Source organism: Candidatus Competibacteraceae bacterium, assembly GCA_016699715.1.
GTDB lineage: Bacteria > Pseudomonadota > Gammaproteobacteria > Competibacterales > Competibacteraceae > Competibacter.
The window spans coordinates 474,235-497,136 of sequence record CP065007.1; the positions used below are offsets into that span (position 1 = coordinate 474,235).

General features: G+C 61.9%; 17 protein-coding genes. 13 read left to right on the forward strand and 4 right to left on the reverse strand.

From position 1 onward, the window contains the following. The first annotated feature begins 251 nt into the window (after positions 1 to 251). From parE to IPM89_02255, 13 genes are all read left to right on the forward strand, one after another. Positions 252 to 2,141, forward strand: a complete 1,890-nt coding sequence (gene parE / locus IPM89_02195) for a DNA topoisomerase IV subunit B (GenBank protein ID QQS54687.1) — start codon at positions 252 to 254, stop codon at positions 2,139 to 2,141. A 206-nt stretch (positions 2,142 to 2,347) separates the two neighbouring features. Beyond that, entirely contained in the window at positions 2,348 to 2,845 is a 498-nt protein-coding gene (locus IPM89_02200) for a cache domain-containing protein (GenBank protein QQS54688.1), read from the forward strand. 155 nt (positions 2,846 to 3,000) lie between these two features. Next, positions 3,001 to 3,525 (forward strand): gamma carbonic anhydrase family protein, encoded by a 525-nt coding sequence (locus IPM89_02205; GenBank protein QQS54689.1) that lies wholly within the window; start codon positions 3,001 to 3,003, stop codon positions 3,523 to 3,525. Between the two features lie 13 nt (positions 3,526 to 3,538). Then, positions 3,539 to 4,459, forward strand: a complete 921-nt coding sequence (locus IPM89_02210; protein ID QQS55746.1) for an AAA family ATPase — start codon at positions 3,539 to 3,541, stop codon at positions 4,457 to 4,459. A gap of 12 nt (positions 4,460 to 4,471) precedes the next feature. Next, a complete protein-coding gene (locus tag IPM89_02215) occupies positions 4,472 to 5,434 on the forward strand; it encodes a DUF58 domain-containing protein (GenBank protein QQS54690.1) in 963 nt (320 codons plus the stop codon). A 74-nt stretch (positions 5,435 to 5,508) separates the two neighbouring features. Continuing rightward, positions 5,509 to 6,312, forward strand: a complete 804-nt coding sequence (locus IPM89_02220) for a phosphatase PAP2 family protein (GenBank protein QQS54691.1) — start codon at positions 5,509 to 5,511, stop codon at positions 6,310 to 6,312. A gap of 346 nt (positions 6,313 to 6,658) precedes the next feature. Next, the gene (gene cls, locus IPM89_02225; protein QQS54692.1) at positions 6,659 to 8,113 is read left to right on the forward strand and encodes a cardiolipin synthase; all 1,455 of its coding nucleotides are present in this window, start codon (positions 6,659 to 6,661) and stop codon (positions 8,111 to 8,113) included. A gap of 262 nt (positions 8,114 to 8,375) precedes the next feature. Next, positions 8,376 to 8,702, forward strand: a complete 327-nt coding sequence (locus IPM89_02230; protein ID QQS55747.1) for a hypothetical protein — start codon at positions 8,376 to 8,378, stop codon at positions 8,700 to 8,702. Positions 8,703 to 8,951: 249 nt separating this feature from the next. Then, entirely contained in the window at positions 8,952 to 10,925 is a 1,974-nt protein-coding gene (locus tag IPM89_02235; GenBank protein QQS54693.1) for a DUF3488 domain-containing transglutaminase family protein, read from the forward strand. Between the two features lie 142 nt (positions 10,926 to 11,067). Beyond that, positions 11,068 to 13,722 carry an aminopeptidase N gene (gene pepN, locus IPM89_02240; protein ID QQS54694.1) on the forward strand — a complete coding sequence of 885 codons (2,655 nt, stop codon included), beginning with the start codon at positions 11,068 to 11,070 and terminating at the stop codon, positions 13,720 to 13,722. Between the two features lie 136 nt (positions 13,723 to 13,858). Then, a complete protein-coding gene (locus IPM89_02245) occupies positions 13,859 to 14,332 on the forward strand; it encodes a phasin family protein (protein ID QQS54695.1) in 474 nt (157 codons plus the stop codon). A gap of 170 nt (positions 14,333 to 14,502) precedes the next feature. Next, a complete protein-coding gene (gene phaC / locus IPM89_02250) occupies positions 14,503 to 16,317 on the forward strand; it encodes a class I poly(R)-hydroxyalkanoic acid synthase (protein QQS54696.1) in 1,815 nt (604 codons plus the stop codon). 91 nt (positions 16,318 to 16,408) lie between these two features. Continuing rightward, complete coding sequence (locus tag IPM89_02255; protein QQS54697.1) at positions 16,409 to 16,876, forward strand: hemerythrin family protein; 468 nt, start codon at positions 16,409 to 16,411, stop codon at positions 16,874 to 16,876. A 122-nt stretch (positions 16,877 to 16,998) separates the two neighbouring features. Here the strand turns inward: IPM89_02255 and IPM89_02260 are convergent, their stop codons facing one another. The 4 genes from IPM89_02260 to IPM89_02275 all read right to left on the reverse strand — a co-directional run bounded on the left by IPM89_02260 (position 16,999) and on the right by IPM89_02275 (position 22,830). Next, positions 16,999 to 18,984, reverse strand: coding sequence for an acetyl/propionyl/methylcrotonyl-CoA carboxylase subunit alpha (locus IPM89_02260; protein QQS54698.1), 1,986 nt, complete (start codon positions 18,982 to 18,984; stop codon positions 16,999 to 17,001). A gap of 14 nt (positions 18,985 to 18,998) precedes the next feature. Then, positions 18,999 to 20,531 carry an acyl-CoA carboxylase subunit beta gene (locus IPM89_02265; protein QQS54699.1) on the reverse strand — a complete coding sequence of 511 codons (1,533 nt, stop codon included), beginning with the start codon at positions 20,529 to 20,531 and terminating at the stop codon, positions 18,999 to 19,001. 414 nt (positions 20,532 to 20,945) lie between these two features. Beyond that, complete coding sequence (locus tag IPM89_02270; protein QQS54700.1) at positions 20,946 to 21,704, reverse strand: Nif3-like dinuclear metal center hexameric protein; 759 nt, start codon at positions 21,702 to 21,704, stop codon at positions 20,946 to 20,948. A gap of 4 nt (positions 21,705 to 21,708) precedes the next feature. Further along, entirely contained in the window at positions 21,709 to 22,830 is a 1,122-nt protein-coding gene (locus IPM89_02275) for a histidinol-phosphate transaminase (GenBank protein ID QQS54701.1), read from the reverse strand. Positions 22,831 to 22,902: the final 72 nt, after the last annotated feature.

Consider the following 22,902-nt stretch of genomic DNA (forward strand, 5'->3'; position numbering starts at 1 on the left):
CCACCTAATCACCCATCCATTTATTGTGGATATCGGTCGGTGGGTTAGCGCCTGTGGGCGGACAGAACGATTTTGCTTTGGCTCATGCTATTTGGGGCATGGTTGCCATGTTACCTTATGCCCAAAACCGGTGGATTCCGTTACCGCTACTTTAACCGGCCACCGCCGGGTTTCCGTGCGTCACCTGTTTTTGCGGATTAACCCAGATTTCCCAAAAAAGCCATCAAGCCTAGCCGGAAGTTTTTTCACTAATGAACGCAACTAGTTACGATGCTGCTGCGATAGAGGTCCTCAGCGGCCTGGACCCGGTCCGCAAACGGCCGGGTATGTATACCGACACTACCCGGCCCAACCATCTGGCACAGGAAGTCATCGACAACAGCGTGGACGAGGCTATCGCCGGCCATGCAAGCGCAGTAACTTTAAGGTTGCATGATGACGGATCGTTATCGGTTGAAGACGACGGGCGTGGCATGCCGGTGGATATTCACCCGGAGGAAGGCATTCCCGGCGTCGAACTAATCCTGACCCGCCTGCACGCCGGCGGCAAATTTTCCGACCGTAACTACCATTTCTCCGGCGGTTTGCACGGCGTTGGCGTGTCGGTGGTGAACGCGTTGTCCAGTCATCTTGAAGTCTGGGTCAAACGCAATGGTCGGGAATACAACATGGCCTTTGCCGGCGGCGACAAGATGTCCGAGCTGGAGGAGGTGGGCACGGTTCCCCGGCGAATCACGGGCACCACCGTGCGGTTCTGGCCAGACCCGCGCTATTTCGACTCACCCAAATTCTCCGTGCCTCGACTCAAGCACGTATTGCGCGCCAAGGCGGTGCTATGTCCCGGCCTGAAGGTGGGCTTTAGCGACGAGGCCGCTGGCGAGCAACTGGTCTGGTGCTACCAGGACGGTTTGACCGACTATCTCAAGGAGGCATTGGGGGCGGCGGTGTCGCTGCCCGATCCACCATTCGTCGGTCGTGTCAGTAGCGAGCGCGAAGCCGCCGACTGGGCGTTGGTCTGGCTGCCGGATGGTGGCGAGCCGGTGGCGGAAAGCTATGTCAATTTGATCCCGACCGCGCAGGGCGGTACCCACGTCAACGGTTTGCGCGCCGGATTGACCGATGCGATACGCGAGTTCTGCGAGTTCCGCAACCTGGTGCCGCGTGGGCTGCGGATTGCCCCGGAAGACATCTGGGAAGGCTGCTGTTACGTGCTGTCGGTCAAGCTGCGGGACCCACAATTTTCCGGCCAGACCAAGGAACGCTTGTCCTCACGCGAATGCGCGGTGTTCGTGGCCGGGGTGGTCAAGGATGCGCTGAGCCTATGGCTGAACCAGCATCCCGAAACCGGCGAACGCATCGCCCAACTGGCATTGGCCAACGCGCACAAACGCTTGCGCGCCAGCCGCAAGGTGGTGCGCAAGCAGGTCACCAGCGGTCCGGCGTTGCCGGGCAAGCTGGCCGATTGCACCGCCCAGGATCTGGGGCGCACCGAACTGTTTCTGGTGGAGGGCGACTCCGCCGGCGGTTCCACCAAACAGGCCCGCAGCCGCGAGTTTCAGGCGGTGATGCCGCTACGCGGCAAGATCCTCAACACTTGGGAGGTGGATTCCGCCGAGGTCATGGCTTCGCAGGAGGTCCACGACATCGCCGTGGCCGTCGGCGTGGACCCCGGCTCCGGGGATTTGAAAGGGTTACGCTATGGCAAGATCTGCATCCTCGCCGATGCCGATTCCGATGGTCTGCATATCGCTACCTTGCTGTGCGCGCTGTTCGTGCGGCATTTTCGCCCGCTGGTGGAAGCCGGCCACATCCATGTCGCCATGCCCCCGCTGTTTCGGGTCGATGTCGGCAAGGAGGTGTTCTACGCCCTGGACGAGGCGGAAAAACAGGGTCTTCTCGACCGTATCGTGGCCGAGAAGAAGAAGGGTAAGGTCAGTGTCACTCGCTTCAAGGGCTTGGGCGAGATGAATCCGTTGCAACTGCGGGAAACCACCATGGACCCCACCACCCGTCGGTTGGTGCGACTGACCCTGGAGACCGGCGACGATACCCTGGCGCTGATGGATATGCTGCTGGCCAAGAAGCGCGCCGGGGATCGCAAGAACTGGCTGGAGGAGAAAGGCAATCTGGCGGAGATTTAAGCCAGTCCGAGCGGTGGCCAGGCCGGTGCCCGCGCGGTTATGTCAACCTGGCGGCAAGATAAAAACAGCAAAAAATGTAATTGCTTTGTGCCCCATGCTCTTGTGACTCTCGGATCCAGCGTCTACATTCTAAGGGCATTGCGTTCCCCGAACGACGCGATGTGAAACCGAAAATCACAGCGATAATGCACAAAGGAGGTTGATTGATGAATAAGAAACTGTTGATGGGTGTGGCTGCGTTCTGCACGATGGGTCTGTCCGCGGGTGCTTGGGCCGCCGATGCCGCAACCGCCGACGAGGTGGTCGCCAAAGTCAAGGACGCCGCCGCCGCGGTTGACACCAACGCCGAAGTCACGCTGACCGAAATTGACAAGAAGGACGGCAAATGGGCCTGGAAGGACACCTATGTGTTCGTGCTGGATTGCGCCAATGGGACGATGAAGGCTCATCCGAGCGAAAAGGTCAAGGGCATGAAGTTGACCGACCTCAAGGATAAGGAAACCGGCAAGGAGTTTGGCAGCGCTCTGTGTGATGCCGCCAAGAGCGCCAACGGCGGTTGGGTCGAATATATGTGGACCAAGCCCGGCGCCGAAGGCAATCATCGCAAGGTGGCCTACGTGCTGACGGCCGGCGACTACGTGGTCAGTGCCGGCGTCTACGACGACAAACTGACTGCCGCGGAGTTGGAAGCCAAGAGTAAGTAATATTCCCCGGCACCGTCGCGCCCACGCCTGAGCCATCGGGCGGTGAGGCACGGCGGTTCTCGAACCTCGCCTTCATTGCCTCTCTCCGTCCCCGATTATCCCGCGCTCTCGTTTATACTGACCCGGTTTTTCCACGATCCACAAAGGAGAACCCGGTGATCTACTCTCTCGGCGACCGCAGGGTCGAATTTCACGGCGAGGACTGGTTCATCGCCGATAATGCGACCGTCATCGGTTCGGTGGTGCTCAAGCAGAACGCCAGTATCTGGTTCAACGCCGTGGCGCGTGGCGATAACGACCTCATCACCATCGGCGAAAACTCTAACGTCCAGGACGGCTCGATCCTCCACACCGACCCCGGTATTTTGCTGACTATCGGCCGCGACGTCACCGTCGGCCATCTGGCGATGCTGCATGGTTGTGTCGTCGGCGACAACAGCTTGATCGGCATCAAGAGCCTGATCATGAACCGGGCGGTCATCGGTAAGAATTGCCTGATCGGCGCCAACAGCCTGATCACCGAGGGCCAAACCATCCCGGATGGCTCGCTGGTGATGGGCTCGCCGGGCAAAATCGTGCGCACACTGAGCGACCGGGAAATCGAGGGCCTGCGCTTGTCCGCCGTCCGCTACGTGGAAAACTTCAAACGCTTTCAGCGCGACCTGCGCCGGCAGGATTGACGTGATCACCGTTCTGGAAGATCGCTTGGATCTGGTGATCCAGCAAGTTGGTTCCACCATTCTCGGCAAGGAGCGCGCCATCCGCCTGGCGTTGAGTTGCCTGCTGGCGCGTGGCCACCTGCTGATCGAAGACTTGCCCGGCATGGGTAAGACGACCTTGGCCCATGCCTTGGCGCGTTGTCTGGGTTTGCAATACCAGCGTATCCAGTTCACCAGCGACCTGTTGCCGGCGGACATCCTCGGCGCGGCGGTGTACGAACGCCAGCGCGAGACCTTCGTGTTCCATTCAGGGCCGATTTTCGCGCAACTGATCCTGGCCGACGAGATCAACCGCGCCACCCCCAAGACGCAAAGCGCCTTGTTGGAGGCGATGGAGGAGGGGCAGGTCACCATTGAGGGCGAAACCCGCAAGCTGCCGGAGCCGTTTTTCGTTATTGCCACCCAGAATCCCGCCTACCAGATCGGCACCTTCCCCTTGCCGGAATCCCAGCTCGACCGTTTTCTGATGCGGATCGCACTGGGTTATCCCGATGTGCAAGCGGAACGGGCGTTGCTGGAAGGCGAGGACCGTCGCGAGATTCTGGCCCGACTGCCGGTTTGCATCACTCCGGAGCAATTGCACGAGTTGCAGGGGCGGTTGGCCGGCGTGCATATCGCGGCGCCGTTGTTGGATTACGTGCAGGCGTTGCTGGCGTTTTCCCGCCAGAGCAGCCATTTCCGCGGCGGACTGTCGCCGCGTGCCGGATTGGGGTTGTTGCGAGCGGCGCGGGCTTGGGCGCTGCTGCACCGTCGCGGCCATGTGCTGCCGGAAGACGTGCAGGCGGTGCTGCCGGCGGTGGTGGGCCATCGCCTGCACCCCAGCGACGATCATCTGGAGCAGTCGCCCACCGCTCTGGTCGGGCAGTTGCTGGATGCCGTGGCGGTGCCGGCCTGAGGTTTGGCCGCCATGTTCAGGGTGCTGCGGCAACGCTTCGAAGCTTGGGTAACGCGCGGCCAGCGGCCGGCTCGTCAGCCGGTTCGACTGGATCGCCGCCGTATCTACATCCTGCCGACCCGCCAGGGCTATGCGTTCGCCCTGCTGTTGCTGGTGCTATTTCTGTGGTCGATCAACTACAGCAACAGCATGGGCTTCGCCTTTACCTTTCTATTGTCGGCGGTGGCGCTGAACAGCATGTGGCGGGCGCACCATAATCTGCTGGATCTGGTGATTCAACCAGGTGGCGCCGAACCGGTGTTCGCGGAGCAGGACGCCCAGTTCGGCTACCGACTGGACAATCCCGATTCCGAGCCGCGCCATGGCGTCGCGTTGCAATGGCGGGATCGATCGCTCCGTTATGCGGATGTGCCGGCACAGGGTTCAGCGACCATCGTTTTGGCGGTTCCCGCCGAGCGTCGTGGTCGGCTGCGGCCGGGCCGCTTGCGCGTGCTGACCCGTTTCCCTCTCGGCTTGTTGCAGGCATGGAGTTGGGTGGAGTTCGAACAGGACTGTCTGGTTTACCCCCAGCCTCGCGGCGGGCGGCCGCTGCCGACGGCGATGGCGGGCGGCACCGGCAGCGGTTTGGGCGAGCAGGGGGCGGGCAGTGAAGATTACGCCGGTTTCCGGCCTTACGCGCCCGGCGACTCGCCGCGCCGGATCGCTTGGCGGGCCGCGGCCCGCGCCGATCGCCTGTTGGTCAAGTGTTTCACCGATCAGGCGCGGCCGGAGCTGTGGTTGGATTGGCGGCTGCTGGGGGTGGAGCCGATCGAGCCGCGTCTGGAGCAACTGTGTCAGTGGGTGTTGAAGGCGGAGGGCGAAGGGTGCGAGTACGGCTTACGCTTGCCAGGCCGGGAAATTCCGCCCGCGTCCGGCGAGATCCAGCGCCGCCGCTGCTTGGAGGCTCTGGCACTGTTCGCCGGCGGCGAGACTTGAGTATCCGCTCGAGAACGATTCGGCAACCTGCGCTCTCGCTAATTCGTAATACGAGTTAACCCATCTCCTTCAAAATGATAAACGCCACACTCGATCAACTGACTTTTTCATTTAAAAAATATCCCTTTATTCTTTTGCATGGCATCGCCTTGGCGCTCTTGGCGAGCTGGATGCACCCCGCGTCGCGGGCGTATTGGGATGTGCTCGATCTTCATGTATTCGAGTGGTTAAACGGCTCCCTGGCGGGGGCTGTGAATGGTGGCACGCCACAGCAGACGGGGTGGAATGCCCTGTGGGCGGTGCTGAACATCCGCGTGATGGACCTGATGCCATTGGTGTTGATGCTGGTTTTGCTGGGTTGCAGGGAAACGACCTTCGACAAGAGACAAGCGCTGACGGGTTTCGTCGGTTTTGTGATTTTACTCCTGTTAATGCTGATGTTGCGCCAAGGACTCGATATCCTGCTTGAAGGGTTTCACTGGCGGCGTTCGGGGCCTTCATCTCAGATTGACTCGGCGATCCGTCTCTCCGCGCTGTACCCGGACTGGAAAACGAAAGATAGTTCATCCAGCAGTTTCCCCGGAGATCATGCCTCCGTGTTGTTCACCTGGCTGGGGTATAGCGTATACAGGGCACGTAATCGCTGGACTTGGGCGGTCGTCGCAACCGTGCTTTTCTTTATGCTGCCGCGCCTGGTGAGCGGCGCCCACTGGTTGAGCGACGATCTCGTCGGTGGGGGCGGCGTCGCGCTGGTGGCGCTCGCCTGGGGGCTGTACACGCCTCTTTTGAATCCGGTCAATGCGTGGGCCTCGCAGATCGCCAGACAGGCGCTGGTCCGATGCGCGCCCGCGCTCCGACGTCTCAAAATAACGTTCTAAGCGAGTCGAGTATTTTTGTGGAAGACACGAGCAAGGCAGCCCGGCGGTTCTTTAAATGGTTTTGGCTCGGCCGGCGCGTGCTGGTGGGTCTGTATCCCAATCCGGCGCCGGACGAAACCGAATGGCGCGGGAGGCGGTTGCGGCCAGACCGATCCCTTGGAGGGGCGATGATAAGTCCAGGAAGCCGGTTCCACCGCTATAGCGTTCCCAAATCCGTTGCGAGATTTCCCCTCCTTGGCCAAGGAGGGGTGGCGCGTAGCGCCGGGGTGGTTCGAAACGGCGATTCCACCATTCAGAGAGGAACGCCATATGCCAGGCGCTGCGGCAACGCTCCGGGGTTCGACCAGTGAACGCGAGTTCTCTGGTCGCGGCGCTGTTGTACGTCCTGCACTGGATGATCCAGCTCGCCTTCATCGCGCGGGCGCTGCTGCGACCGCATCGGGAGCCGGCTTCGCGCGTTGCCTGGGTGGCGGTCATCCTGGCCGTTCCGGTGCTGGGCGTCCTGGCCTACATTCTGTTCGGTGAAGTCAACATCGGCCGGCGGCGCGTCGCGCGATGGCGGGCGGTGCGGGCGCGGATGCCGGCCATGGTCCGTGCCGTGGGCGCAGAGCAGGCCAGTGCGCAGGCCGGGATACCTGATCGCTACGCCCATCTGTTTCGGGTCGGTTATTCGATCGGTGGTTTCGAGCCGGTCGGCGGCAACCGCGCGCGCCTGTTGCCCGATTCGAACGCGACCATCGACGCCATGGTCGCCGACATCGATGCCGCCCGCGATCACGTTCACCTCCTGTTCTACATCTGGTTGCCCGACCGCAACGGCGGCAAGATCATCGAGGCGCTCAAGCGCGCCGCCGCCCGGGGCGTCACCTGTCGGGCCATGGCCGACGATCTGGGTTCGCGTCTTCTGATCCGTTCCGAGCACTGGCGGGCCATGGAGCGGGCGGGGGTCCGCCTGGCCCGGGTGCTGCCGGTGGGCAATCCGGTGATGCGCCTTTTCAGAGGGCGGATCGATCTGCGCAACCATCGCAAAATCGTCGTGATCGACGATCGCATCACCTATTGCGGCAGCCAGAACTGCGCCGACCCGGAATTTCTCGTCAAGGCCCGATACGCGCCCTGGGTCGATGCCGTGCTGCGTTTCGAGGGGCCGATCGCCCGCCAGAACCAATATCTGTTTGCCAGCGACTGGATGGCCCACGCGGACGACGATATCGACGCGCTGTTGCGGCGGCCCATCCCGGAATTCCCGCCGGGGCTACCCGCGCAGGTCATCGGCACCGGACCCACCGTGCGCTATTCCGCCATGCCGGAGATGTTCGAGTCGCTGATGTACACCGCCCGGCGGGAATTGATGATCTCGACGCCCTATTATGTCCCCGACGAATCGATGCAGGCCGCGCTGTGCGCCAGCGCCCGTCGCGGCGTCGCAACGACCCTCATCCTGCCGGCGCGGAACGATTCCTGGATCGTTGGCGCGGCCAGCCGCAGTTATTACGCCGATCTGCTGGCCGCCGGTGTCCGGATCTTCGAATACATCGGTGGCTTGCTGCACGCCAAATCCCTGACCGTGGATGGTGAGATCACGCTGATCGGCTCCGCCAATCTGGACCGCCGCAGCTTCGAGCTGAACTACGAGAACAATATCCTGTTCCACGATCCGGTATTGACCGCCGAGCTGCGCCAGCGTCAGCACGACTACATGGCCCGGTCCCAACGGATCACGCGCGAGGCCGTGGCCGGTTGGTCCCGACGGTGCCGGCTCTGGCACAATGCCATCGCGATGCTCGGGCCGGTGCTTTAGAGGCCGCGCGGCGGACCAGACTGATCCGCAGGGTATCGTGACCTGGGCCGCGATACTGCGCGGCTGGCCTCGGTCTCTGGGTTTATCGGCGCTGGTCGATTTTACAACTCATTGAAAATAGACGATAAATATGATCGTATGGCATGAATTCACAGCTTGGCGCGCGATTTGCCTAATACCCGTTGAGTCGGTACGCTGCCCAGGAGACGATGCCATGCCCGCGAACCCGTTGAATCAAGGTCTGGATATTTTGCGGTCCCCGATGAGACCGGCTTCCGGTGTGACGGCCGGAACGTTGCGCCGGCAGAACCGGCACTTCCGGGGCACCGGCGGGGTCAGCGCCGAAAATCGGGTGCTGGGTTTCGCCCCAGCCTTTCTGGACACCGCGACCGACCAGGTTTACCGGGCGTGCTTCGCCGACGGTCGGCCAGCGCCCATGCATCTTTTGGAAGGTCTGCCGTCGGACGTGGTGGCCGCCCGCGACCCTGCGGGGCGCGTGATCGCCCTCAAAGCCACCGTCCTGGCCGGCTTCGTGCGCGAGAATCGGTTTTACACCCGCGAACAGGCCGCCGCCTGCGTTCGACATTAAGAGCAGAGACGTTGGCGCTGTCTGCCGGTCGCGACAGGTAATACCGTTTCCCGATGGGTTTTGTGCTTTTCGGAGGCCAAAAGCCACCCGGTTCGTCATACCCGCGAAAGCGGGTATCCCGTTTTTCGGCGGCGGCCTGGATTCCCGCATTCCCCGCGTTCGCCAGGACGGGAATGACGAAAACCTATTCAGAATGAGTATAAGAGGGTATCGCTCATGCCATGGGGCTGGAAGAACCGCTCGACGCGGATGAAACCTGCCAAGCCGCCGGAAGAACCACTGAGCCGGACGGCGCTGGCCTGGCTGTTGGCGGCATTGGTGCTGGCGGCGGCGCCGCATGCCGTCGAACTGCCGGTTTGGCTGAGTGTCCTGTTCGCCGCGGTGACCGGCTGGCGTGGGTTCATCGCCCTGCGCGGCCAATCGCTGCCGCCACGCTGGCTGCTGCTGCTGTTGGCGCTGCTGGCCAGTGCCGGGGTACTGATCGACTACCGAACCCTGTTCGGTCGCGATGCCGGGGTGGCGCTGATGGTCGCGATGGCTGCCTGCAAGTTATTGGAAACGCGCGTGCCGCGGGACGGTGTGGTACTGGTGTTCCTGGGTTACCTGCTGGTGATGAGCAATCTGCTCTACAGCCAGGACATTCCGATGGTGAGCTATCTGTTCACGGTGGTGCTCGTCATGCTGGCGACGCAAGCCCTGATTCACCGCCCACACGCCGGTTTGCGAGGGCTGGCCCCGTTGCGACTGGCTGGCATGATGGTGCTGCAAGCCATCCCGATCATGCTGGTTCTGTTCATCTTGTTTCCCCGTATCCCCGGCCCGCTATGGGGCTTGCCCAAGGATGCCTACCAGGGTCGCACCGGTCTATCCGATGAGATGATGCCCGGCACGGTCAGCGAGCTGGTTCGATCCGATGCGGTGGCGTTTCGGGCACGGTTCGCCGGCGCCACCCCCCCGCCGAACCAGCGCTACTGGCGCGGGCCGGTCTTGTGGCGTTTCGATGGCCGCCGCTGGACCCGCCACGAGGAGTTGCCCGCCAACACCCTCGCGGCTTTCGTGTCGGAAGGGGCGGCGGTGAATTATTCGGTCATCCTGGAACCGAGCAACCGGCGCTGGTTGTTTGCGCTGGACTTGCCCGCCCGCCTACCGCCGCGCGCCGGCATGACCGCTTCGTTTCAACTGTTGCGCGATCAGCCGGTCAACGAGGTATACCGTTATGAGATGCGGTCTTTTCCGAACTATCGGACTGGTGAACTGAGGGCGGCGGAGCGGTTTCGTGGCTTGCAACTGCCGGCACGCGGCAATCCCCGCGCCAGGGCCTTGGCGGCGCAATGGCGCGAGCGCATGACCCGCCCCGAGGACCGGGTCGGCGCGGCGCTGGCGCTGTTTCGGGAGCAGGCGTTTTACTACACCCTGACCCCACCGCTGCTGGACGCCGACAGTGTGGACGATTTCCTGTTTCGGACCCGTCAGGGTTTTTGCGAGCATTACGCCAGCGCCTTTGTCTTTCTCATGCGGGCGGCCGGGATACCGGCGCGGGTGGTGACCGGCTATCAGGGTGGAGAGGCGAACGATCTGGGTGGGTATTTCATCGTGCGCCAGTCCGACGCCCACGCCTGGGCCGAGGTTTGGCTGGCGGAGCGTGGTTGGGCGCGGGTCGATCCGACGGCGGCGGTGGCGCCCAGCCGGGTGCGGGAAGGGCTGTACGCCGCCGTGGCCGATCCGGGGCTGCTGCCGTTTCTGGCGCGGCGAGGTGGCGGGGGTGAGTACGAGTGGTTGCGGCAACTGGCGCTGAGCTGGGATACGCTAAACAACGGTTGGAACGAATGGGTGCTGGCCTACGGCCCGGACCGACAGAAGGAGTTCCTGTCGGGGCTCGGCTTCGGGCCGGTGGACTGGGCTGAAATGACGGTGGCGATGATCGCGATCCTGAGTGGGTTCGGCCTGTTGGTCGTCGGCTGGCGCTGGCGTCAGCGCGGCGCCCGCGACCCGGTGGCGCGGGCCTGGCAGCGGTTCTGCGCCCGGTTGGCCCGGCGCGGCCTGGCGCGTGGCCCGCACGAGGGGCCGCTGGACTTTAGCGAGCGGGTGGCCGCCGGCCGGCCGGAACTGGCCGCTTCGGTGCGGGAGATCGGCCGGCTCTATGCGGCCCTGCGTTACGGACCCGCGGGATCGCCGGCGGATGTGCGCCAGTTGCAACAGCGGGTAGGGCGGTTTCGAGCCTGAAACGCCTTGCCTTGGGCATGGATCGACTGGGTGAGTGGGATGTGCGGCGATTGCTGATCGAAGCGAGCCATTTCTGAACAAAAGCGGGTCACCGATCATCCAAGGTGATCGTTTCCTTTCTAAAAAACTAAAGCGGCCTGTCATGTTGACCAAGACTCCCAAGACCATCTATCTCAAGGATTACACCCCGCCCGCCTATCGCCTGCCGGCCATTGATCTGCGCTTCGAACTGGGCGAGGACTTCAGCACGGTTCGTTCCCGCCTGCGGGTCGAACGTGCCGATGCCACCCCGGCCGGTACGCCATTGGTGCTGGACGGCCAGCAGTTGGAATGGGTTGCGCTGGAGTTGGATGGCGTGCCGCTGGCGACCGACCGTTATCGAGTGGAGGAGGATCGGCTGACGCTGTTTGAACCGCCGGCGGCGTTCGAACTGGCGGTGGTGACCCACATCCGACCGCAAGACAACGCCTCGCTGGAGGGGCTGTATCAATCCAGCGGCAACTTCTGCACCCAGTGTGAAGCGGAGGGGTTTCGCAAAATCACCTACTTTCTCGACCGGCCGGATGTGATGGCGGTCTTCACCGTCACCCTGGTGGCGGACAAGGCACGCTATCCGGTACTGCTGTCCAATGGCAATCCGGCCGGCGACGGCGAACTGGACGATGGCCGGCACTGGGCCACCTGGCACGATCCCTTTCCCAAGCCCTGCTACCTGTTCGCCCTGGTCGCCGGTCATCTCCGGCATCTCGAAGACACCTTCGTCACCCGTTCCGGGCGCGAGGTGAAGCTGCGTATTTACGTCGAGCCGGAAAATCTCGACCAGTGCGGGCACGCGATGGTTTCGCTTAAGCAGGCCATGAGCTGGGACGAACAACGTTTCGGGCTGGAATATGATCTGGACCTGTATCAGATCGTGGCGGTCGGCGATTTCAACATGGGCGCCATGGAGAACAAGGGGCTCAACATCTTCAATACCAAATACGTGCTGGCCAAACCGGAAACCGCCACCGACGCCGACTATCAGGGCATCCTCGGCGTCATCGGCCACGAGTATTTCCACAACTGGACCGGCAACCGGGTGACCTGCCGCGACTGGTTCCAACTCAGCCTCAAGGAAGGGCTGACCGTGTTCCGCGATCAGGAGTTTTCCTCCGACCTGGGCTCGCGCGGGGTCAAGCGCATCGAGGATGTGCGGATGCTGCGCACCAGCCAGTTCCCCCAGGACGCCGGGCCGATGGCGCATCCGGTGCGACCGGATTCCTACATCGAGATCAACAACTTCTACACCGTGACCATCTACAACAAGGGTGCCGAGGTGATTCGGATGATCGAGACCTTGCTCGGCCGGGACGGTTTCCGGCGCGGCATGGATCTTTATTTCCAGCGCCACGACGGCCAGGCGGTGACCTGTGACGATTTCGTGGCGGCGATGGCCGATGCCAACGATGCCGACCTGAGCCAATTCAAACGCTGGTATCACCAGGCCGGTACCCCGGAACTGACCGTCAGCGACAGTCATGATGCGACGACCAGCACCTACACGCTGACCGTGCGCCAGTCCTGCCCGCCGACGCCGGGCCAGCCCAGCAAGGAACCGTTTCACATTCCGCTGACCCTGGGGCTACTGGATGCCGAGGGCCACGATCTACCGCTGCAACTGAAGGGAGAGGGCGAACCGCGCGGGACGACCCGGGTGCTGGAACTGCGCGAGCCGGAGCACACCTTTCATTTCGTCAACGTCCCGGCCCGGCCCGTACCGTCGTTGTTGCGCGGGTTTTCCGCCCCGCTCAAGCTGAACAGCGCCGAGAGCGACGCCGACCTTCGGTTTCGGCTGGCCCACGACAGCGATGATTTCAATCGCTGGGATGCCGGCCAAACGCTGGCGGTGCGCGCCATCCTGACCCTGATCGAGGATCGCCGCCAGGGGCGGAACTGGATGCTGCCCGAGTCGTTCGGTGCCGCCTTCGGCCAGGCGCTGGAGTCCGGGGCCGATCCGGCATTGTTGGCCCAGGTGTTGACCCTGCCCGGCGAAACCTATCTGGCCGAGCAAATGGAGGTGGTGGATGTGGACGGCATCCATGCCGCCCGCATCTTCGTCCAGCGGACCCTGGCGCAGCGTTTGCGCGAAGTTCTGCTGACGACTTACGAGACCTTGCACGCCGGCGAGCGGGATGGCTACCGCGCCGAGGCCGCCGCCATCGGCCGGCGGGCGCTCAAGAACGTCTGCCTGGATTACCTGGCGCGGCTTGATGACGCCAGCCCGCGAGACCTGTGCCTCAAGCAGTTTCACGAGGCCGGCAACATGAGCGACCAGCTCGGCGCCCTGGCCCCGCTCGCCAACCATGACGGTCCGGAGCGGACCGCCGCCCTGGCGGCGTTTTACGAGCGTTGGCGGCACGAGGCCCTGGTGGTGGATAAATGGCTGGCGTTGCAGGCGACCTCCTGCCTGCCTGGCGCCTTGAGCGTAATCAAGGAGTTGATGACGCACGAGGCGTTCAACCTCAGAAACCCCAACAAGGTCCGGGCCTTGATCGGCGCGTTCTGTCAGGCCAACCCCGTACATTTTCACGCATCCGACGGCAGTGGCTATACTTTCCTTGCCGATCAGGTCTTGGCTCTGAACGCCTTCAACCCCCAGATCGCCGCGCGGCTGATCGCCGCGTTCACCCGCTGGCGCAAATTCGATCCGATCCGCCAGCAGGGAATGCGGGAGCAACTGGAACGAATTCTGGCGGCGCCGGGACTGTCACCCGATGTCTACGAGGTCGCCGCCAAGAGTTTGGGGCGGCGGGAATGAGCAGTCTGGATCGGATTGGATCGAATTGCTGCATTGCAAAATTTCGATTGACTTCCAAGATTGCACGATGCAAAATGCACGCACTGATGTTGCAGTGCACAAATTGAAAGTCCCTAACTTTGAGGAGAGAGTACAAATGTCCGCCAATAATCCCTTCAATCCCTTCGCCAATATGGATTTCAGCAAGTTCGATTTCAGCAAGTTCGATGTGAGCAAGATGCTGGGCGACATCAAGATCCCCGGCTTCGACATGAGCGCCATGATGGATGCCCAGCGCAAGAACATCGAAGCGCTGACCGCCGCCAATCAGGCCGCGGTGCAGGGTATGCAGGCGGTGGCGCAGCGCCAGGCTGAAATTCTCAGCCAGGCCATGAGCGAAGTGTCCTCCGTCGCCCAGCAACTGGCCAGCGCGGGTAGCAACCCCCAGGAAATGACCACCAAGCAGGCCGAATTGGCCCGCAAGGCGTTCGAGCAGGCGCTGGCCAACATGCGCGAACTGGCCGAGATGGTTAGCAAGTCCAACACCGATGCGTTCGCCATCATCAATAAGCGCGTCACCGAAAGCCTGCAGGAACTGAAGGGCTTGGTGCCCACCCCTGGGGCCAAGTAAGGCATAAACTATTTAGTGTCATTACGCGGGTGGACAGGCCATGCGGAGTTTCCGCGATGGCCTGTCCGCTCGTTATTTTTAGGCCGTCGCTGATGACGCTGGATAATAAGCGTGGCTAAAATAAACAGGCATTGTCCAGCGAACCACCATAACGACGAGAGGAATTACGCATGGCTGAGCAGAAAACCCCAGAACTCAAGGTACCGGAAATCAAGATGCCCGATCCGGCACAGATGGCCCAGCTTTTCTCGCATGTGGCCGAGAAGAGCCAGGTGATCGTCAAGGAATTCCTGAACCGCCAGAAGGACAGTGGCGCGCTTGACATGCAGGACAAGATGGTTCTCGGCAAGTCCTTCATGGAGATGACCCAAAAGATCATGGCCGACCCGGCCAAGCTGGCCAAGGCGCAGATGGCGCTGTGGCAGAATTATCTGGAGCTGTGGCAGAAGACCCTGCCGGCGATGTTTGGCCAGCCAACGGAAGCCGTGGTACGCGAGCAGAAGGGCGACAAGCGCTTCAAGCATGACGACTGGCAGGACAACATCCTGTTTTCCTACATCAAGCAGTCCTACCTGCTGGCCGCCGGCTGGATTCAGGACATGGTCGCCGACGTCGAGGGCTTCGACGACAAGACCAAGAAGAAGCTGATGTTCTACACCCGCCAGTTCATTGATGCCATGGCGCCCAGCAACTTCGCGCTGACCAATCCGGAAGTGGTGCGCGCCACCATCGAATCCGGCGGCGAGAACCTGATCAACGGCCTGAAGAACATGCTCGGAGATCTCGAGCGCGGCAAGGGCAAGCTCAGCATCCGCATGACCGACCTCGATGCGTTCGAGTTGGGCAAGAACGTTGCCACCACGCCCGGCAAGGTCGTCTATCAGAACGAGATGATCCAGTTGCTGCAGTACGATCCCAGCACGCCGGATGTGTTCAAGAAGCCGTTGCTGATTTTCCCGCCGTGGATCAACAAGTTCTACATCATGGATCTGCGGCCGAAGAATTCCCTGATCAAGTGGGCGGTGGATCAGGGATTCACGGTGTTTTTGATGTCCTGGATCAACCCGGACGAGAAGATGGCCGACAAGGCCTTCGACGACTATCTCAAGGATGGGCCGCTGGCGGCGCTGGACGCCATCGAACAGGCCACCGGCGAGCACGAAGTCAATGCGCTGGGTTACTGCCTGGGCGGTACCCTGCTGGCGGTCACCAACGCCTATCTGGCGGCGCAGGGCGATCCGCGCATCAGCTCCGGCACCCACCTGACCACCATGCTGGATTTCGCCCAGCCGGGCGAGTTGGAGGTGTTCATCGAGGAAGAGCAGATCTCCTCGCTGGAGAAGCGGATGGAGCAGCGTGGCTTTCTCGACGGCAGCGAGATGGCGACCACCTTCAGCATGCTGCGCGCCAACGATCTGATCTGGTCGTTCTTCATCAACAATTACCTGCTCGGCAAGGACCCGTTCCCGTTCGACCTGCTGTACTGGAACTCGGATTCCACCCGCATGCCGGCGCGGATGCACAGCTTCTACCTGCGCAACATGTACCAGCATAACCGGCTCAAGGATCCGGGTGGCATCACCCTGCTGGGTACGCCCATCGATCTGGGTAAGGTCAAGGTTCCGACCTACTTCCTGTCGGCGATCGAGGACCATATTGCCCCCTGGAAGTCCAATTACGCGGGTACCTTGCTGTTCAGCGGGCCGGTGAAGTTCGTGCTGAGCGGCTCCGGTCACATTGCCGGCCCGATCAATCCGCCGGCGGCCAACAAGTACTTCTTCTGGACCAATCCCAAGCACATCGCCGATCCGGATGAGTGGCTGAAGGAAGCCAAGCAGACCGAAGGTTCCTGGTGGCCGGATTGGTACAAGTGGTTGAGCAAGAACTCGGGTGAGAAGATACCGGCTCGCGTGCCCGGTACCGGCAAGCTGCCGGTGATCGAGGATGCGCCGGGTTCCTACGTCAAAATGCGTTTGGTGAAATAATCCCCCGCCACTCGTTTGCTAAACCCCTCAAACGGTCACCGCGATAGCGGTGGCCGTTTATGTTTTATGGCGTATGGCAAGGCTGGAACCCATGAGCAAATTTGTCGAGTGGTCTAACGATCTCAGCGTGGGTATCGAGGAAATCGATGCCCAACACAAGGTGCTGGTGGATTTGCTGAATCAAATGCACGAGGCGATCCAGCAACGGCACGCCACGCAAGTGACCAGCAGCATCATCGATCAATTGGGCGAGTACACCCGGGTGCATTTCGCCGTTGAAGAGAGCCTGATGCGCATTCTGCATTATCCAGAGTATGAACGGCACAAGGAGGAACACGAACAGCTGATCGAGCAACTGTCCGAACTGCGCGCGAAGCTGGATACGGGGAAAAGCTCGATCAGCTTCGAACTGGCGCATTTTATGAGGACGTGGCTGACCCAGCACATCATGGAATCCGACAGGCGCTACACCAGTCATTTTTTGGCTCAAGGCATCCGGCCCGAATTATCGGACGGTTCCTGGGCAAAACGATTTTGGCATTCGCTGCGGAGTCCTTGAGCGCGGGCGGGACCTGTTTTTTGATGCGAAAACCAAAAACCGGTTGCACATTGAGTGCAACCGGTTTTTTCAACGGTGCCGAGGCACGCGGCCGCCTTTGATCGGGTCGGCCGCGCGGCCGATCATTCGAACTCGATGATCGCCTGATCGACGGCTAGGCTATCGCCGGGCGCCGCCAGAATCTTGGCGACTTTGGCGTCGCTGTCGGCGCGTAGCACATTCTCCATCTTCATCGCCTCAATGACCGCCAATTCCTCGCCGGCCTTGACCGCCTGGCCAAGCTGGACGCTGAGTTTGGTCAGCAGACCGGGCATCGGCGACATCAGGAACTTGGAGAGATCCGGTGGCGCCTTGATGGGCATCAGTGCTTGCAATTCGGCCACCATGGGCGATAGCACCATCACATCGGCCTGCGAACCCCAGTGGAACAGCCGGTAAACCATGTCGCGGCGCTCGACCTGAATGCAGATCTCGGTGCCGTTCAGGGTGCCTTTGAATAGCGGATAACCGAACTGCCATGCGCTGCGCACCTGATAGTTTTCGCCCATGTACTCCACATCGTAGCCACCTTCCGCGGGGTCGACGTGCACCGGGTGTTGTTTGTCGCCCATCAGCACGACCCAGTCGTTTTTGACGACACGCTCATGGCCGAGCAGTTGACCGCTGATCTCGGCGGCGCGATCCAGGTAGCGACGATGCAGGAAGGCGGCGACCGAGATCAGCAATGCCGGATCGTCGTGCGGCACGTCGGTGGCATGGAAGCCGTTCGGATACTCTTCGGCGATCATGTTGGTGCTGATCCGCCCGGTCATGAACCGGGTATGCACCATCAATGCCGCCAGGAAGCTGATATTGTGGGCCACCCCGCGAATGAAAAACTCGTTGAGGGCGTCGCGCATGTGGGCGATGGCGCGATCGCGGGTCGATCCGTAGGTGATCAACTTGGCGATCATCGGATCGTAGTACATCGAGACTTCGCTGCCTTCGTAGATGCCGGTATCGACCCGTACCACTTCGGTTTCCTTGGGCGGCATGTACTTGACCAGGCGACCGATGGAGGGCAGGAAGTTGCGGAACGGATCTTCGGCATAGACGCGGGCTTCGATCGCCCAGCCCTTGAGCTTGATCTCCTCCTGGGTGAAGCCCAATTTTTCGCCAGCGGCCACGCGGATCATCTGCTCGACCAGATCCAGCCCGGTGATGTACTCGGTGACTGGGTGCTCGACCTGCAAGCGGGTGTTCATCTCCAGGAAGTAGAAGTTGCGCTTGGAATCGACGATGAACTCGACGGTGCCAGCGGATTGATAATCCACCGCGCGGGACAGCGCCACCGCCTGTTCGCCCATCGCCCGGCGGGTCTTTTCATCCAGAAACGGTGAAGGCGCTTCCTCGATCACCTTTTGATGACGGCGTTGCAGCGAGCATTCGCGCTCGCCCAGGTAAACGATATTGCCGAAACTGTCGCCCAGTACCTGAATTTCGATATGGCGCGGTTCTTCAATATATTTTTCGATAAATATCCGGTCGTCGCCAAACGAAGAGCGTGCTTCGTTGCTGGTGCGTTCGAAACCGTCGGCGCACTCGGCGTCGTTCCAGGCGATGCGCATGCCCTTGCCGCCACCGCCGGCACTGGCCTTGAGCATCACCGGATAGCCGATGCTCTGGGCGATCTCCAGAGCATGAGCCGTATCGCGAATGACGTCGGTGTGGCCGGGCACCGTGTTGACGTCGGCTTCCTTGGCCAGTTTCTTGGAAGTGATCTTGTCGCCCATCGCTTCAATGGCGCGCACCTTCGGGCCGATGAACGCAATCCCTTCCTTCTCCAGCGCCTCGCAGAAAGCCGCGCGTTCGGACAGAAAACCGTAGCCCGGATGGACCGCGTCCGCGCCGGTATCCTTGCAGGCCTGGAGAATACGCTCCATCACCAGATAGCTTTGGGCCGTCGGCGGTGGGCCGATCAAGACCGCTTCGTCGGCCATTTCCACATGTAGCGCGTCTCGATCCGCCTCGGAATAGACCGCTACGGTCTTGATGCCCATCTTGCGGGCGGTTTTGATCACGCGGCAGGCGATTTCGCCACGGTTGGCAATCAGAATTTTCTTAAACATGTCTCGCTTCTCCCTTACAGCGGAATGTTGCCGTGCTTGCGCCACGGATTTTCGAGTTCCTTGTCCCGCAGCATCGCCAGCGAGCGGCAGATGCGTTTGCGAGTACCGTGCGGCATGATCACGTCATCGATGAAGCCGCGATGGCCGGCGATGAACGGATTGGCGAATTTCTTGCGGTATTCCTCGGTGCGCGCCTCGATCTTGGCTTGATCACCGATGTCTTGACGGAAAATGATCTCGACCGCGCCCTTGGGACCCATGACCGCGATTTCAGCGGTCGGCCAGGCGAAGTTGACATCACCGCGCAGATGCTTGGAGCTCATCACGTCATAAGCACCGCCGTAGGCCTTGCGGGTGATGACGGTGACCTTGGGCACCGTGCATTCGGCGTAGGCGTAGAGCAGCTTGGCGCCGTGCTTGATGATGCCGCCGTATTCCTGCGACGTGCCGGGCATGAAGCCGGGTACGTCGACGAAGGTGATGATCGGAATATTGAAAGCGTCGCAGAAGCGCACGAAGCGGGCGGCCTTGATCGAGGACTTGATGTCCAGGCAACCGGCCAGAACCATCGGCTGGTTGGCGACGATACCCACCGGCCAACCGTCCATCCGCGCCAGGCCGACGATGATGTTCTTGGCGTTATCCGGCTGGATTTCGAAGAAATCCACATCGTCCACGACCTTCAGGATCAGTTCCTTCATGTCGTAGGGCTTGTTGGCGCTGTCGGGAATCAGCGTGTCCAGCGAGTAGTCGATCCGGTTCGCCGGGTCCGGCGTGGGCCGGAAGGGTGGTTTTTCCCGGTTATTGGCCGGCAGGTAGTTAATGAAGCGGCGCAGCATCAACAACGCATGGATGTCGTTTTCGAAGGCCCGGTCGCACACGCCCGACTTAACCGAATGCGACATGGCGCCGCCCAGTTCCTCGGCGGTGACTTCCTCGTGGGTGACGGTCTTGACGACTTCGGGACCGGTCACGAACATATAAGAGGTGTCCTTGACCATGAAGATGAAGTCGGTCATGGCGGGTGAATACACCGCGCCGCCGGCGCAGGGACCCATGATCAGGGAAATCTGCGGAATGACCCCGGAGGCCATGACATTGCGCTGGAACACGTTGGCATAACCGGCCAGCGAGTCCACGCCTTCCTGGATGCGAGCGCCGCCAGAGTCATTCAGGCCGATGACCGGTGCGCCGACCTTGATGGCGTGATCCATGATCTTGCAGATTTTTTCGGCATGGGGTTCCGACAGCGAACCGCCGAACACGGTGAAATCCTGGCTGAACACGAAGACGATGCGGCCATTGACCGTACCGTAGCCGGTCACGACCCCGTCGCCGGGAATCGAGGTGTCGCCCATGCCGAAATCGGTGCAGCGATGCTCGACAAACATGTCCCATTCTTCGAAGCTGCCTGGATCGAGCAGGACTTCAATGCGCTCGCGGGCGCTGAGCTTGCCCCGCTTATGCTGCGCATCGATGCGGCGCTGGCCCCCACCCAGACGGGCCCCGGCGCGTTTTTGTTCTAATTGGTGAATAATGTCATGCATGAACGCTCTCTCCTTACTGATATCGGACGCCGCGGTTGAACTGGCGACGACGGGAGCTTAAAGGCTCGCCCAAAAGAGGGGGCGGGCCGGATGGAAACCGGGTAGTGTTTCGGAAATAGATAGCCAAGGCGTTAATGTTGTTCGTTTTTTGGACGGATTCGCGACCAGCGAAGCTGCTGGGCGCCCGTATTAGCTTCGCCAATTATAATAAGGTTTTTGGCGATTCCGCGCTATGCGCGTGGGCCTAATTTTAACGGGTGCCCGCGAACCGCCCGCGCCTCATGGGCGGGGGCGGGGATCGTCGTCGCGTCGAGGTCAGGGTCGAAACAGAGCAAGCCTACCGTGGCTCCGGCTGAATCGGCGGATGCGTTTCGAGCCTCTGGCCGTTCGAGGAAAACGTTGCGGGGGCGGCGTTCAAACCGGGTTGTCGATATCGACGAACGTGAATCGCAGGCCAAATGCTTGTGCCAGATGCGCGCCCAGCGCCCGCACTCCGTAGCGCTCGGTGGCGTGGTGACCGGCGGCAAAGAAGTGCAGGCCGTTTTCGCGGGCGAAATGGACGGTCTGTTCCGAGGCCTCGCCGGTCAGGAAGGCGTCCGCGCCCGCTTGGTGGGCGGTGGCGATGAAGGATTGCGCGCCGCCGGTGCACCAGGCCAGTTGGCGGATCGGCGCGTCGTTGCCGGCGATGTACAAGGGTTGTCGGCCGAGCCGGGTGGCCAGGTGGGTGGCGAATTCCGTGCCACCGATCGGCGCGATCGGCTCGCCCAGCATCACCAGGCCAGGCGTGCGGCCGTCGCCGCCAATGGTGCCGGTGACGGTTAGATCCAGCACCCGGGCAAGCTGGGCGTTGTTGCCGAGTTCCGGGTGGGCATCCAGCGGCAGATGATAGGCAAGCAAGCCAATGTCGTGGCGGAGCAGGGCGGTGATCCGTCGGTACTTCATGCCGGTCAGGCAGGGATCTTCGCCCTTCCAGAAATAGCCGTGATGCACCAGCACGGCATCCGCTCCTTGTTCCACCGCCGCGTCCAGCAGCGCCTGACAGGCGGTGACGCCGCCGACCAGCGCGCGGATCTCCGTCCGGCCTTCGACCTGCAAGCCGTTCGGGCAGTAGTCGCTGAAGCGGTCGATGGCCAGCAGGCGGTTGGTGTAGGCGACCAGTTCGCGCAGTTGCATGGGTTCAGTCCTTCGCCAGGATTTCGGCGAGCGCGGCGAGCAACGCGACGTTCTGATCCGGGTGGCCGACCGTGATGCGCAAAAATTGCTCGATGCGCGGTTGCTGGAAATGCCGCACGATCACCTGGCGTTTGCGTAAAGCGGCGGCCAGCGCGGCGGCAGCACGCGCCGGGTGGCGGGCGAACACGAAATTCGCCGCCGAGGGCAGCACCTCGAAACCGAGTCGCTCCAGCGCCGCGACCAGTTCGAGGCGGCTGGCGATTACCGCCCGTCGGGTGCGCTCGAAGTGCTCGCGGTCCTCGAACGCGGCCACCGCTCCGGCGATGGCCAGCCGGTCCAGCGGATAGGAGTTGAAGCTATTCTTGACTCGCTCCAGGGCTTCGATCAACCCCGCGTGGCCGACCGCCAGCCCCACCCGCAGTCCGGCCAACGAGCGCGCCTTGGACAAGGTCTGCACCACCAATAGATTCGGATGGCGATCCACCAGGGCGATGGCGGTGTCGCCGCCGAAGTCGATGTAGGCTTCGTCCACCACCACCACCGAATCGCGGTTGCGCTCCAGCAGCCACGCGATGTCGGCCAGCGGCAGCAGACGGCCGGTGGGCGCGTTCGGATTGGCGAAGATGATGCCGCCGTTTGGCCGCGCGTAATCGGCGACCCGCAGCGTGAAGTCCTCGGCCAGCGGCACAGTGACGAAATCGATGCCGTACAGCCCGCAGTAGACCGGGTAAAAGCTGTAGGTGATATCCGGGAACAGCAGCGGCGCCGGATGGTGGAGCAGGGCCTGAAAGGCCAGGGCCAGCACTTCGTCCGAGCCGTTGCCGACGAACACCTGTGTCGGCGCGACGGCGTAGTAATCGGCGATGGCCTGCTTCAATCGCTCGGCATTCGGGTCCGGGTACAGGCGCAGGGCCTCGGACAGTTCGGCGCGGATCGCGTCCAGCACCTTGGGTGATGGGCCGTAGGGGTTTTCGTTGGTGTTGAGCTTGACCAGGTGGCTCAGCTTCGGTTGTTCTCCCGGTACATAGGGCGTGAGCCGGTGCACCACGGGGCTCCAGTAAGCATTGAGCGGGCGGGCGGACGCGGTCTCGGCGGTCTCGGCGGTCTCGGCGGTCTCGGCGGTCATGGCAAGTGGGCTTCGATGGGTGGGGTGAGAGACAGGGGTAGCCGGTCGGTGTCCGATCCGCGCTCGGCGCGC

Bases quoted from the DNA above. Each gene is read 5' to 3' on its own strand.
- parE (QQS54687.1), top strand. From the start codon at position 252: ATGAACGCAACTAGTTACGATGCTGCTGCGATAGAGGTCCTCAGCGGC.
- IPM89_02200 (QQS54688.1), top strand. From the start codon at position 2,348: ATGAATAAGAAACTGTTGATGGGTGTGGCTGCGTTCTGCACGATGGGT.
- IPM89_02215 (QQS54690.1), top strand. From the start codon at position 4,472: ATGTTCAGGGTGCTGCGGCAACGCTTCGAAGCTTGGGTAACGCGCGGC.
- IPM89_02220 (QQS54691.1), top strand. From the start codon at position 5,509: ATGATAAACGCCACACTCGATCAACTGACTTTTTCATTTAAAAAATAT.
- IPM89_02230 (QQS55747.1), top strand. From the start codon at position 8,376: ATGAGACCGGCTTCCGGTGTGACGGCCGGAACGTTGCGCCGGCAGAAC.
- IPM89_02235 (QQS54693.1), top strand. From the start codon at position 8,952: ATGAAACCTGCCAAGCCGCCGGAAGAACCACTGAGCCGGACGGCGCTG.
- pepN (QQS54694.1), top strand. From the start codon at position 11,068: ATGTTGACCAAGACTCCCAAGACCATCTATCTCAAGGATTACACCCCG.
- IPM89_02245 (QQS54695.1), top strand. From the start codon at position 13,859: ATGTCCGCCAATAATCCCTTCAATCCCTTCGCCAATATGGATTTCAGC.
- phaC (QQS54696.1), top strand. From the start codon at position 14,503: ATGGCTGAGCAGAAAACCCCAGAACTCAAGGTACCGGAAATCAAGATG.
- IPM89_02255 (QQS54697.1), top strand. From the start codon at position 16,409: ATGAGCAAATTTGTCGAGTGGTCTAACGATCTCAGCGTGGGTATCGAG.
- IPM89_02260 (QQS54698.1), bottom strand. From the start codon at position 18,984: ATGTTTAAGAAAATTCTGATTGCCAACCGTGGCGAAATCGCCTGCCGC.
- IPM89_02265 (QQS54699.1), bottom strand. From the start codon at position 20,531: ATGCATGACATTATTCACCAATTAGAACAAAAACGCGCCGGGGCCCGT.
- IPM89_02270 (QQS54700.1), bottom strand. From the start codon at position 21,704: ATGCAACTGCGCGAACTGGTCGCCTACACCAACCGCCTGCTGGCCATC.
- IPM89_02275 (QQS54701.1), bottom strand. From the start codon at position 22,830: ATGACCGCCGAGACCGCCGAGACCGCCGAGACCGCCGAGACCGCGTCC.